Raw genomic sequence first — 13,055 nt, 5'->3', positions numbered from 1 at the left:
CCCGTCTGACAACTTAGTGTCAGACGGGCTTTTTAATAAGCAGCTATTATTGGATAAGCAGTTATTAACGGTTAGGCAATACGTCTTTTACCATATCGCGTAGACTGCGCAGTGCCGTAACCGTGCTGTCCCAATCTAAGCAACCATCAGTAATTGACATGCCGTATTCGAGCGCATCCAAATCAGCAGTCAGCTCTTGGCGACCGCCTTTTAAGTGACTCTCAATCATCATACCGATGATTGACTTGTTGCCGTTTCTGATTTGCTCTGCGACGTTTTGGATCACCATCGGTTGTAAATAAGGATCTTTACCAGAGTTGGCATGACTTGAGTCAATCATAATCTTGCTACTGGTTTTACCTTTAGCGAGTGCGTCTTCTACTTGAGCAACCGCTGTTTCATCATAGTTAGGCTTACCATTGCCACCGCGTAATACCACATGAGCATAAGGGTTGCCTTTAGATTTGATGATAGACACTTTGCCATCTGATGACAGACCTAAAAAGCTATGACCCGCTTTTACCGCTTGCATGGCATTAACCGCGACCGTCATACCACCATCAGTACCATTCTTAAAACCGACTGGGCATGATAAGCCTGAGCTCATCTCACGGTGCGTTTGGCTCTCGGTCGTACGTGCGCCAATCGCTGACCAGCTGATCAAGTCCTGCATGTACTGCGGTGTATTCGGATCAAGCGCTTCAGTAGCACAAGGTAGTCCTTTTTCATTGAGATCAAGCAGTAGCTTACGGGCTGTACGCAGACCTTTTTCGATATCAAAGCTGTCATTCATATCGGGATCATTAATCATGCCTTTCCAGCCAACGGTCGTACGCGGCTTCTCAAAATAGACACGCATCACGACGAATACGCTGTCTTCAATCTCTTTCGCCAATATGGCTAAGCGATCAGCATATTCATGAGCGGCTTTGATGTCATGAATAGAGCATGGACCAATCACCACAAACAAACGCTTGTCTTTGCCATCCAAGATATTTTGGATAGTGTGACGACCATTTAAAACGGTTTTATAGGCTTCGTTTGATAAAGGAAGTTCGGTTTTTAGCTCATTGGGTGTGATTAATGGAATAAATTTTTCAATATTCACGTCGTCAATTTCTGCATTATGGGTAGCGGTTGTTATCATGATTATATATCGTCTAGCTGATTTATAGGGACTTTCATTATGCGCACAAAAGTACCGGTTGACAAGGGCAGTCGAGCAGTTAATTGACTGATAACTGGAATGCGGATGCGAAAACTTGGTTATACTTGATGATTATAGGTAGGATAAAGAGACGTTTATGCCACTGGATTTCTTCGGGCAGCTTCGCTATTTTTATCATCGTCACGTATGATGGCAGTATAAATAGCTGAATTTGAGCACCAAAAACGCCGCTGATTATGATGGTGCGTATCCTAGAATAGATACCCCCTGTTATATTTTATAATATCCATGTTTTCTCCCTTATACGACTTTCACTGTAACACTTTATTATTAAGAGCTTTTCATGACCGATAACCATACGCTTCATCCTGATTTAACTGCGCCATTTGATACTTACGAGTTGGCTACTATAACGCGTGAGCCGCTCGTTATCGGTATCGTCGCTGGTGAAGTATCAGGAGACAGTCTGGGTGCAGATTTTATGCAGCAGATGAACAATCTACGTGATGACATCGTTTGGATTGGTGTTGGCGGTACCAAGATGCAGGCACAAGGGCTTAAGAGTATTTTTCCACTGTCTCGTTTGGCAGTTATGGGTCTGGTAGAAGTCATGGGGCAGTTGCCTGATTTGCTTAAAGCACGCCGTGAGTTGCTGGCTGCTTTTAAAACGGCGAATATTGATTGGTTTATTGGCATAGATGCCCCAGATTTTAATCTGCGAGTGTCTAAGAAATTAAAGCCTCAAGGCGTGTTTTGTGTGCAGTATGTCAGTCCCTCTATCTGGGCTTGGCGCGAGTCACGTATTCATAATATTAAAGCGGCAACCCACTTGGTATTGTGCCTGTTTCCGTTTGAGCTGCCTGTTTACGAGCGTTATAAGCATCCGGCGATATGCGTTGGGCATCCACTGATGCATACCATTGAGCAGTCACTGCTCGATATACCAATCAATCAGCGCCGTAGTGAGCTGGTCTGGCACAACGATGGCTTACAGCAGTTTTTTATCGAACGCTTTGATGAGGTCAGTCAGCTTATTTGTGTGATGCCGGGCTCACGCCGCGGTGAGATAACGGCTATTTTGCCTTTGATGCTCGATGGTATCCAAAAGCTGCTTTTATTGGATCCAAAGCTTTGCTTCATCATCCCAACTGTCGATCAAAACCATCAATATATCGTCCAAGACATAATTGATCAGCGCTCAGAGCAGCTGCGCGCCGCCATCGTGGTGGTCTATGATGATAGCCAGCCAACCTTTAGTCAGCAGGCGATGGCAGCATCAGATATTGTGATGTTAGCCTCAGGTACCGCAACGCTTGAGGCGATGCTACTTGAGCGTCCAATGGTCGTCGTTTATCAGCTTAATCAGCTGACTTATCAGATTGCTAAACGTCTGGTCAAAGTGCCCTATGTGGGCTTGCCAAATATTTTGGCAGCTACAGCTATTGTACCGGAGCTGATTCAGGAGCAGGCAAGTGGTGATAATATTTGCCGTACCGTCATGCGCCTTTTGCAGCCACGTGCTTATGCCGAGCAATTAAAAGCACTCATTGATACCAAGTACTTGTTGCAGCAGCAAAGCAATCATGAGTCTGCTAATAGCGTGATTGAGCAATGGTATCTGCAAGATCATTTGCCAAAAACGCTGTAAATCTAGTCGGCGCATCTATAGTCGATTCAATTTAAAAAGAATACAGTGCTGCTGGGATAAATTTTGCGAAGCCTCTGGAGTGCGAAGTGCACAGCAAGCGAGGAAAATTTATCCCAGCATAACGCTATTTTTAACATGCCTCTTTTATATCGAATTGACTATACCTCATTAATTAATACACATAAGATCGTACAATCAATGAATAACATGCCACATACAGAAAGCAATATTTTACAAATTGAACGCCGTATCGAGCAGATTGATATCAAGGGACAATATATTAATTTGGCCTCTGCCATTTATTTATCTGGCCAACTTAACATCACTGAATTACTCACTCAATATTCAAAAAATATCGCACAGAATGATACGGAGTCAGTATTACAAATCGGGGTTGATGAAGCGGGGCGTGGACCTTTGCTAGGCAGTGTGAATGTCGCGGCGGCGATATTACCTGCTGCTTGGTCAGGACTGATTGAAGGGCAGCCTCTCAAAGATACGCCCTTATCGATACTGACGGACTCCAAGCAGTTGAGCGAAAAAAAGCGCGATATGCTGTATCCATTGGTTAAGCAACAAGCCATTGGTTATGTCATTGCTGATATTCCAGCCGCAGTGATTGACCAAGTGAATATTTTACAAGCCACCATGCTTGGGATGCGTTTATGTACTGAGATAATGTTAGAGGTCATTGCTTATCATTTGAATGACATGGCACAAGACATACATCAGCTGCATACTGAGGTTTTATTCGATGGGAATCGCTGTCCAGATTTAAATTATGCAAGGCTTGTAGAACTTGGTGTCGAAGAAGTAGTTGACTGTCAAGCGTGGGTCAAGGGTGATGCTCGTCATACCAGTATTGCCGCTGCCAGTATTTTGGCAAAAGTTAGCCGTGACAAAACCATGTACGCGCTTGACGCTAAGTATCCTGAATATGGCATTGCCAAGCATAAAGGTTATCCAACACGCGCACATATGGAGGCAATCGAAACTTATGGCGTATTAGCGGCGCACAGACGCAGCTTTGCACCCGTTAGAAAAGCGTTAGAGCGTTAAGAGTGGGTAGAGATCGGCTGATTTATTTAAATAAATAGCCTAAGCAAAATACTTGTTAGTTTCTCAATATACTTTTTATTAAATGACATCTGACTAAGTATTCGATAATATCTGTTATACCCGAATTATTGTTCATAATAATCACGCCACTATCTTATAGGATAAGAGATGACTCTTAAATTGCCAGAAAAAAAACTCGCTGCAATCATATTTTTAACGGCTTTTTTAACGGCTTGTGGCGGTGGTGGAGACTCAGATAATAGCGCTAATGACGTTACGCCAAAGCCCAAAGCACCTGCTGCTAGTCCTGATAATACCTCGACTGATAAGCCTAATGACCAAACTGATAATGTGGCAAGCGACAATGAGACACAAGCAGCATTAATCGCAAGTAATACCTTTAGTCTAGCGCGAACCAGTTGTGGTCTTGGTGGCTTGTCTGCTGATACGGCCTTAGAAAATATTGCCATCCAGCATGCCAAATACATCAAGCACGTATTTGCTAACAGCACACCGACTGCTTTTAGTCCACATTATGAGAATGAGATTACGGATATCGCAAACGTCACAGGTGATAATAACCCGTTCTTTAGGGGCGTTAGCTTCGAAGACCGGTTACTACAGGCAAAGTATGGCAACGCCCGATATGGTGTGACTGAGAATATTGCCCAATCGGTTTACTATAGCTCGGTAGGTAATATTATAGGCTCTGATATAGTGGCAGGCTCAATGGCTAAGTCGTTATTGGCAGCGCCTTATCATCTGCGCTCTTTGATGCTACCAGGTTCAAGTTTGACAGGGACGGGCATGGTCACCTATAAGCCTTTTGGTAGGGACACGGCTAATAATCAAGGTTATGTATTAGTCAACCATGCCTCAGCGACGCAGGCAACCAAAGATAATACGGTGGCAGGAATATTCACTTATCCATGCCAAGGGGTCAGCGGTACCGTCACTGCGTTGTATAACGAAACGCCAAGTCCGGTCAAAGGAACGGGTCGTGACTTACGAACTGATCCTATCGGACAGCCTATTTATGTTAGCATGCCGTCTGCTCAAACGATGGATATCAGCAATGTTAAATTCCATGATATACAGCGTAATATGGATGTGCCCATCGAGCTATTAGACTATCGCCAAGATCCCCATAAAAATACCATATATGAGCTACCAGCGAACGAAGCGTTCATCTTGCCCATTACGGACAATCTGAAAAGCTGTACAAGCACCAATAAAAAAGACGAAAATTGTGGTTTACATGGCAATAGTGATTATCGTGTCAGCTTTGATATCTTAGTCGATAGCAAAGCCATAGAGCGTAAGAGCTTCACCTTTAAAACTGGTGCTGTGAACCATTAATTGTGTGAACTAAAAGACTGATTATAGAACAAGTTATAAAACAAGAGCTGAACCAGTTATCTGATTCAGCTCTTGTTTTATATAATGGTCAATCCACTATGAAAGCGTTATCGTATCAAAACGACGAGTTCCACTGCTGCAAAAAGGCTTCTTCATCATTCGTTGACTTGCGATCTAACGTGTTATTGCGATGTGGATAACGCCCAAACTGCTCGATAATCTCTTTGTGCTGCTGCTCAAAATCTAAAGTAACGGCATCATCGAGCTGTTCAAACAACGGTAGATAACGACTATGAATCCTTAAAGATTCTGAATGCATAAAAGGTATAATCATAAATTTACGCCATGCCGTCGGTAGCGTATCAAAATGCGGCTGCTGAACAGCCTCTTGAGCCAGCACCAGCGCCATCCCATCTTGCGCAAACGCCTCTGCTTGATTGCGGCATAAATTGCGTGAAAATTGATCTAAAACGATGATCTCTGCCAGACGCCCAGCCAAAGTGGTAATGGAGCTATTGCAGTCGGTTACTGCTTCTGAAATGCGCCAAGTGACGCATTCTCCTTGCTTTGCTGCTTGCCAAATTTTACCAAACCGCTCTTTTATTTGCTGATCAAATTTATGGCTTTGCTCGAACCAATGCTGTTCATTGTCCTTATCAAACCAAAAATCCAATACGGCACGCGCATCCAGATCGAGATACTCTAAACTTATGTTTTTTGGATCAAGTGACGATAGATTAGCATGGCTTTTTGAGGTGGAATAATCGGTTGAGAGAGACATAAGCTATTCTAATTATGATAGATTTAGTCTACTATAGCGCAAATATTTATATCTGTCACAATGCCAATAGCAGCTATTAGGTTACTTTTTATGAATACAAGAAATTCGCCACAAAACACTCAGTCATTATTGCCACCAACGCCATATTACTTGCTTGATGAAGCCGCAATCGTCGCCAATATGCATATTATCGCGCGCCTGTGCGAGTTGTCTGGCGCAAAAGCATTGCTTGCGCTCAAATGTTTTGCGACTTGGGGCGTGTTCGATATCATGCAGCCTTATCTACATGGTACGACGTCATCTTCGCTCAATGAGGTCAGATTGGGTTATGAGACTTTTGGTAATAATAGCGATGCCAGTAGTAAAGATAAAAAAGAAACTCATGCCTACAGCGTCGCTTATAGTGCAGATGAAATCGACGAAGTACTAAGCTATGCGGATAAAATTATCTTTAACTCAATCTCACAGTTAAATGCCTTTAAAGATCAAGCAGCAGCAAAAAACATCCCAGTCGGGCTACGTTTAAACCCAAAGACCAGTAATTCGTCATTTATTATTGCCGATCCTGCACGTCCGTTTAGTCGTCTTGGTGAGCATGATAAAGATAAAATTGCAGCCGTGTTGAGTGATATTAGCGGTGTCATGATTCATAACAATTGTGAAAATGACAGCTTTGAGGCATTTAGTGACAGCTTAGCTGATATCGAAGCTCGATTTGGCGATGTTTTGCAGCAGCTTGAATGGGTCAGTTTGGGCGGTGGCATTCATTTTATCGCGTCTGATTATCCACTAGAGAAATTGGCTGATAGGTTAAAAGCCTTCAGCGAAAAATATGGCGTACAAGTCTACCTTGAGCCGGGCGAGGCGAGTATTCATGGTGCTGGCTCACTGGTGACGACGGTATTAGATACCATGCACAATGAGAAAAATCTCGCGGTAGTAGATTCATCTATCGAAGCACATATGCTGGATTTGCTGATTTACCGTGAGTCAGCGCCGATAGCAGCTGTTAATAGTGATTTAATTAATATCGCCTCTCTTGACATTGACCCTACCAATATCGCACCCATAACCGAGAACACTGAATCAGCTGATCATACGATCATTTATGGTCGATCTTGCTTGGCGGGCGATATCTTTGGTGAGTATGCCTTGCCAAACAAGCTAAAAATAGGTGACACCGTTACCTTTGGCAATGCCGCAGGTTATACCATGGTCAAGAAAAACTGGTTTAACGGTGTCAATATGCCAGCGATTGTGATTCGTCGTCTGGATGGTAGTATCGATATTCAGCGTGAGTTCGATTATCAGGACTACAAAGCAAGCTTGTCTTAATTTTATATCAGTCCTACTGCCGCTCTGTTATGTTGACCTAATGATACTAAGATGTTTAGTATATAAAACTATCGGTTATCTTATTTATTAATTATTGCCGAAAAGCATGCAAAAATTGTTATAATCGCGTCGGGCAAATACGAGGGTATTATTTGCCTGACGGGTGCGTGGGTTTTCCTCGGTCTTCCTTTTTAATTCACGCATATCATTCACTCGTTTCTGTTTTGCATAGCCGCGATCAATGGTATCGACAGGGACACAAAGGAGGATTGTTCATTGAACACAAACCAACAAGCTAAGCCTAGTAAAAAAGATGTACTTATCATTGGGGCAGGCGGCGTCGCTCAAGTGGTCGCGCATAAATGTGCCATGCATAATGACGTACTTGGCGAGATTCATATCGCCTCGCGTACTTTAGACAAGTGCAACGCTATCGCTCAAAGCGTCATAGATAAAGACAGCTTTAAAACGCATGCGGTATTGCACACGCATCAAGTCGATGCCATGGATACCCAAGCATTGATAGATCTCATACAAGCCACTGGTGTGCAGATTATCATTAACGTCGGCTCAGCATTTGTCAATATGACGGTGCTCGAAGCTTGTATTGAGACAGGTGTAGCGTATATCGATACTGCTATCCATGAAGATCCCAGCAAGATTTGTGAGACGCCGCCATGGTATGACAACTATGAATGGAAGCGTAAGCAACGCTGTGCGGACAATAATGTCACCGCGATTTTAGGCGCAGGGTTTGATCCTGGTATGGTCAATGCTTATGCACGTCTTGGCTACGACATGATGGATGCAGGCTCGGTTACTGACATTGATATCATCGATATTAATGCAGGCAGCCACGGCAAATATTTTGCTACTAACTTTGATCCTGAGATTAATTTCCGTGAATTTACTGGGACGGTTTACTCTTGGCAGGATAGTAAGTGGCAATCGAATAAGATGTTTGAAGTGAAGCGTACCGATGATTTGCCAGTCGTTGGTGTGCAAAACAGCTATTTAAGCGGTCATGACGAAGTTCACTCGTTATCTGCTAATTTAGATGTGCCCAATATCCGCTTTTGGATGGGTTTTGGTGAGCACTATATGAATGTCTTTACTGTGCTGCAAAACCTAGGTCTGCTGTCTGAGCAGCCTGTGATGACCGCCGAAGGCCAAGAAGTGATTCCGTTAAAAGTCGTCAAAGCCGTGCTACCAGATCCAAGCTCGCTGGCACCGAACTATACTGGCAAAACCTGTATTGGTGACAAGGTCAAAGGTAAGATCGATGGCGTTGAGACTGAGGTATTTATCTATAATATCTCCGACCATAAAGAAGCCTATAACGAAGTTGGCAGCCAAGGTATTTCTTATACCGCAGGCGTACCACCTGTTGCGGCTGCCATGCTAGTCGCGACTGGTGAATGGGATGCTGGCAAGATGGTCAACGTCGAAGAGCTGGATGCCAAGCCATTTATCAATCTATTGAATAAGATTGGTTTGCCAACGCGTATCAAAGACAGCGAATGCGATAGAGCGCTTGAGTTTGATATTTAGTTAGCAAATTTGATTCAATCAAAAGCCTATCTGTTATAGATAGGCTTTTTTTGGGCTAATATAATTGAATGTCACACTCTAAAGAAGAGATCTTTTTATCACGCTTCACTAGGATTGTATTTTCTCAACGCCGCAATACGGTCATCAAGCGTTGGGTGTGAGCGGAAAAGATTGGCGATGCTAAAGCCTTGCGTTTGTCCCGATGAGATAGCAAATGCTTTCATGCTCTCTGGCATTTGATCTGGGCGCTGTGCAGAAGGACGCAGTGCATCAAGCGCACTAATCATTTTGTCTTTGCTGGCAAGTTTTGCCCCCATTTCATCAGCTCGGAATTCGCGTAGACGTGAGAACCACATTACGATGGCAGACGCCAAAAACCCAAGCAAAATATCCATCACAATACTGGTCACAAAGTATCCAATCCCCGGACTATCGCTGGTATTTTTGAACACAGTACGGTCTACGAAACTACCAATAATACGCGCAAAGAACATCACAAAGGCGTTCACTACCCCTTGAATGAGCGCAAGTGTGACCATATCGCCGTTTGCTACGTGACCGATCTCATGCGCGAGTACCGCCTCTACTTCATCTTGGTTCATGTTTTGTAGTAAGCCAGATGAAACCGCCACCAGTGCTTTATTTTTGTTCCAGCCAGTAGCAAAGGCATTTGGCTGTGAGTTATTAAAAATACCCACTTCAGGCATACCGATATTTACCGCTCGCGCTTGTTTGGCCACGGTATCTACAAGCCATTGCTCAGTGGCATTGCTGGGTGTTTCAATGACCACTGTTCCCGTTGATCTTTTGGCCATCCATTTCGAGATAAAGAGTGATACCATCGAACCAACCATGCCGTATATGCCGCACATAATGGCCAGACTGGTGTAATTTAGTCCACCCGCGCCATGGACGCCACCAATCCCAAAAAATCTGGATAAAATACCAAACACGATGCTAAATACCACAATCACCGCTAAGTTGGTTAATAAAAACAAGCCAATACGCATCATGACGCTAATTTCCTAATTAAAATGTAAGTGCAACTTTAGGATAGAACCTTTTAGTAAGCAGTTATTCATATATTTTGATTCTATGTAAATGGCGTTATTTTGATAAATAACAATACCTTTGGTGGTTTAAATGCAGCGATATCACAAGCTAGACGTTACTATTCAAGCTAGCAGCACTGGGATGTTTTTGCTACTATCGGTCGTTATATAGTCAGGTCAATATAAAAGAAAATCTAGACGTGTCATCAATAGTCATTCGTATAACTAAAAAGAGAATATCAAATGCAATTAGAAATTAATGTGATCGATGCATTTACTGACACTGTGTTTAAAGGCAATTCCGCTGCGGTGATTATCACAGAGAAGTGGTTAAGTGATGATTTGATGCAATCTATTGCTTTTGAAAACAATTTGTCTGAGACGGCTTTTATCGTGGTTGATGATGAAGGTGTTTATCATATTCGCTGGTTTTCACCACTTACTGAGATTGATTTTTGTGGGCATGCGACCTTGGCATCTGCTTTTGTTTTATTTAACAAAAACCCGACGGTTAGTGTTATTAAGTTTTCGGCCAAAGCGGTTGGGATTTTGACAGTGGTACAAACCGATGCTGGACAAATACAAATGGATTTCCCCAATAGAATGCCTGAAAAAATTGATGATATTCCTGATGGTTTGTTGGCAGGTTTGTCTATTGCCCCTATAGAAGTCTATAAGAATTCACAGGCATATTTTGTGATTTATGATTCAGAATCTGAGGTATTAAATGTAGCGCGTGATAATGACGCGTTAAAACAGCTTGCTCCTTTAGACGTAGTGGTGACGTGTCAGGCCAAATCTGCTGAGTACAAAGATTATGATTTCATCTCACGTTATTTTTGGCCAGCTAATGGCGGTGATGAAGATCCTGTAACGGGTTCGGCACACACTGGTTTAGCGCCTTTATGGGCTAAGCGTCTGAATAAAGATGAATTGATTGCCTATCAAGCGTCTGCGAGAGGCGGCGTGCTGAATTGTACTGTGGCAGATAATCGAGTGCTTGTTTCTGGTAATGCCGTGCAGTATTTGACGGGCTTTATCACAGTTGAGGGGTAATATTTTTGACAGAATTAAAAACGGTGGGGCTTTTTGCATTGACAGCCCTTGCAGAGATTGTTGGATGTTATTTGCCTTATCTTTGGCTGCGAGAAGGCAAGTCTATTTGGTTGCTTGTCCCTGCGGCACTTAGTTTGGCGGCTTTTGTGTGGTTGCTGACACTACATCCAACGGCGGTAGGCCGCGTATATGCCGCTTATGGTGGCGTGTATGTCGTTATGGCAATCCTTTGGCTGTGGACGGTGGATGGTATTCGGCCAACTACATGGGACATATTAGGTTCTGCGGTAGCACTATTGGGAATGGCGATTATTATGTTTGCGCCGCGCAGTACATGACATAAAAATGCCAATCAAACGGTGAGGTTGATTGGCATAGATCCAATTAGCTGTTTGAGACACACAGTATTAATGTTTGCCTAAGATACTGCCATTGTCATCTTTTTTTGCTTGTTTGGCAGCTTTCTTCTCTTTCGCTGTCAAAAGCGGTTTCTTTTTGACGTTTTTTTTACTGTCTTGACCTTTGCTCATGGTTCTATCCTTTTGGGTTAATAAATATACGGTTTTCTAAGTGAAAGTAAACTGACTTAATAATGACACCACGACAGTTAAGACAAACACTATACTTTGACTTGAGTATAAGCGTAAGAATGAGCAATTGATAGCGCTTGCACAATTCCACTACGATTTAACACTATTTTTGGCACGCTTAGATGCAATTGATTCGCTCAATCAATACGAGTATTGATAAGTGCTTACTTACGGATACATGGCAATTTGCTATAATGAGTGACAAGCCGATGACCAGATGCGGCAAACTCCTATTTAGCACAAAGATGCTTACTGTTTTGGTTGACTATCATGCGTATCCGTAAACTGTTTAAATTTGAAAACGCTCATATTGTTCGCAATTGTAGCTCTGAGCGTTGTAAACATTCTATCCATGGTCATAGCTATCAGATTGAATTGATTCTTGAAGCCAAACGCTTGGATCATGGACAGATGGTCTATGATTTTGGTCTACTAAAATCTTCGATCAAAGACATCATTGACAGTTTTGATCATGCCATTTGTTTTTGGAATAAAGACGATCCGGAATATATTGCTGCTTGCAAAAAATTTAGTGCGCGTTGGATAAGCTTGCCAGTATCACCATCGGCAGAGCAGTTCTCGCGCGTGATATTTTTTTGGGCGCAAGAGATTTTAAAGCAAACCCAAATGCAAAACGGTGAGACAGATGTCAGCGTGTACTCGGTGATTGCCCACGAGACAGCCACAGGTTACGCACAGTGTTTTGCTGATGATGTGGCCAATGAGCAAATGGGCAAACTTGATTTAGATGCGTTTGAATTTAGCGAGCAAGTTCGTGCTGAGTGGCATGACCCTGAGCTGTATACCAAGTTGATATGTGGTGAGCGTTTCGTTAATCCAGCAGTCACAATGCAAGTACAGGTGGATTGAGTTTAATGAATAATAATCAAACGATTGAAAACGCAGCTATAAGTGGTGATAAGAACTTGCAGATTTTGACGCTGCATTCAGAAGCCGAGGCGCAAGCACTGGCTCAGAAATTGGCGGACTTGCCGCTGACAGGTAGTGTATGGCTGGCAGGAGATTTGGGTGCAGGTAAAACGACACTAACTCGCTATTGGTTGCAAGCATTGGGTCATCAAGGTGCAGTTAAAAGTCCGACTTATACCTTGGTTGAGCCTTATAGTATTACCCAAGATGACGGCTCAATCAAACCTGTTTATCATGCTGATTTATATCGTTTGCAAGATCCAGAAGAGCTGTCTTTTATTGGCTTTGATGAATATTTGGATGAGCCAAATGCGTTGGTTATCATTGAATGGCCGAGCCGTGCGGACAGCTATTTGCCGCTGCCTAGTATGTTTATTGATATGACTCAAAGTAATAGTAATAATGATAAAGAATCTCGCAAAGTTGCAATACGATTGTCAGAGGCAGGACAAGCACAAGGTTTGGACTTATCCGGTCTAAATCTTTAGTCCAAATCGTGCTACAGACGTTTAAAGCCTTAAAATCT

At 43.0% G+C, this 13,055-nt stretch carries 13 protein-coding genes; 9 read left to right on the top strand and 4 right to left on the bottom strand.

The features are described 5' to 3' along the window. Positions 1 to 64: 64 nt before the first annotated feature. The gene (locus AC0J5Y_RS07395; RefSeq protein ID WP_475130111.1) at positions 65 to 1,147 is read right to left on the bottom strand and encodes a 3-deoxy-7-phosphoheptulonate synthase; all 1,083 of its coding nucleotides are present in this window, start codon (positions 1,145 to 1,147) and stop codon (positions 65 to 67) included. A 364-nt stretch (positions 1,148 to 1,511) separates the two neighbouring features. Between AC0J5Y_RS07395 and lpxB the strand changes: the two genes are divergently transcribed. The 3 genes from lpxB to AC0J5Y_RS07380 all read left to right on the top strand — a co-directional run bounded on the left by lpxB (position 1,512) and on the right by AC0J5Y_RS07380 (position 5,234). After that, on the top strand, positions 1,512 to 2,816 hold the full coding sequence (gene lpxB, locus AC0J5Y_RS07390) for a lipid-A-disaccharide synthase (RefSeq protein ID WP_475130110.1): 1,305 nt from the start codon (positions 1,512 to 1,514) through the stop codon (positions 2,814 to 2,816). Between the two features lie 207 nt (positions 2,817 to 3,023). Further along, on the top strand, positions 3,024 to 3,875 hold the full coding sequence (locus tag AC0J5Y_RS07385; protein ID WP_475130108.1) for a ribonuclease HII: 852 nt from the start codon (positions 3,024 to 3,026) through the stop codon (positions 3,873 to 3,875). Between the two features lie 168 nt (positions 3,876 to 4,043). Further along, positions 4,044 to 5,234 (top strand): CAP domain-containing protein, encoded by a 1,191-nt coding sequence (locus AC0J5Y_RS07380; protein WP_475130107.1) that lies wholly within the window; start codon positions 4,044 to 4,046, stop codon positions 5,232 to 5,234. Positions 5,235 to 5,349: 115 nt separating this feature from the next. Here the strand turns inward: AC0J5Y_RS07380 and AC0J5Y_RS07375 are convergent, their stop codons facing one another. After that, on the bottom strand, positions 5,350 to 6,015 hold the full coding sequence (locus AC0J5Y_RS07375; protein WP_475130106.1) for a DUF924 family protein: 666 nt from the start codon (positions 6,013 to 6,015) through the stop codon (positions 5,350 to 5,352). 90 nt (positions 6,016 to 6,105) lie between these two features. Between AC0J5Y_RS07375 and AC0J5Y_RS07370 the strand changes: the two genes are divergently transcribed. After that, a complete protein-coding gene (locus AC0J5Y_RS07370; protein WP_475130105.1) occupies positions 6,106 to 7,350 on the top strand; it encodes a carboxynorspermidine decarboxylase in 1,245 nt (414 codons plus the stop codon). A 276-nt stretch (positions 7,351 to 7,626) separates the two neighbouring features. Continuing rightward, positions 7,627 to 8,901: a saccharopine dehydrogenase family protein gene (locus AC0J5Y_RS07365; protein ID WP_475130103.1), complete on the top strand. Its 1,275-nt coding sequence runs from the start codon at positions 7,627 to 7,629 to the stop codon at positions 8,899 to 8,901. 98 nt (positions 8,902 to 8,999) lie between these two features. Here the strand turns inward: AC0J5Y_RS07365 and htpX are convergent, their stop codons facing one another. Further along, a complete protein-coding gene (gene htpX, locus AC0J5Y_RS07360) occupies positions 9,000 to 9,914 on the bottom strand; it encodes a protease HtpX (protein ID WP_475130102.1) in 915 nt (304 codons plus the stop codon). A gap of 282 nt (positions 9,915 to 10,196) precedes the next feature. On the opposite strand from htpX, the gene AC0J5Y_RS07355 reads away from it, so the two are divergent. Together AC0J5Y_RS07355 and AC0J5Y_RS07350 are read left to right on the top strand one after the other, a co-directional pair. After that, the gene (locus AC0J5Y_RS07355) at positions 10,197 to 11,009 is read left to right on the top strand and encodes a PhzF family phenazine biosynthesis protein (protein ID WP_475130101.1); all 813 of its coding nucleotides are present in this window, start codon (positions 10,197 to 10,199) and stop codon (positions 11,007 to 11,009) included. 5 nt (positions 11,010 to 11,014) lie between these two features. Next, complete coding sequence (locus AC0J5Y_RS07350; RefSeq protein WP_475130099.1) at positions 11,015 to 11,347, top strand: YnfA family protein; 333 nt, start codon at positions 11,015 to 11,017, stop codon at positions 11,345 to 11,347. Between the two features lie 69 nt (positions 11,348 to 11,416). Here AC0J5Y_RS07350 and AC0J5Y_RS07345 read toward each other — a convergent pair whose 3' ends face one another. After that, the gene (locus tag AC0J5Y_RS07345) at positions 11,417 to 11,539 is read right to left on the bottom strand and encodes a hypothetical protein (RefSeq protein ID WP_021815223.1); all 123 of its coding nucleotides are present in this window, start codon (positions 11,537 to 11,539) and stop codon (positions 11,417 to 11,419) included. Between the two features lie 330 nt (positions 11,540 to 11,869). Here AC0J5Y_RS07345 and AC0J5Y_RS07340 point away from each other — a divergent pair, with 330 nt between their 5' ends. Then, positions 11,870 to 12,469 (top strand): 6-pyruvoyl trahydropterin synthase family protein, encoded by a 600-nt coding sequence (locus tag AC0J5Y_RS07340; protein ID WP_475130098.1) that lies wholly within the window; start codon positions 11,870 to 11,872, stop codon positions 12,467 to 12,469. Positions 12,470 to 12,474: 5 nt separating this feature from the next. After that, a complete protein-coding gene (tsaE, locus tag AC0J5Y_RS07335) occupies positions 12,475 to 13,017 on the top strand; it encodes a tRNA (adenosine(37)-N6)-threonylcarbamoyltransferase complex ATPase subunit type 1 TsaE (RefSeq protein WP_475130097.1) in 543 nt (180 codons plus the stop codon). Positions 13,018 to 13,055: the final 38 nt, after the last annotated feature.

This window comes from Psychrobacter sp. TS_SC_6, assembly GCF_056156305.1.
Note: the sequence above shows the minus strand (reverse complement) of the source record. Positions and strands in the feature narration are given on the sequence as shown.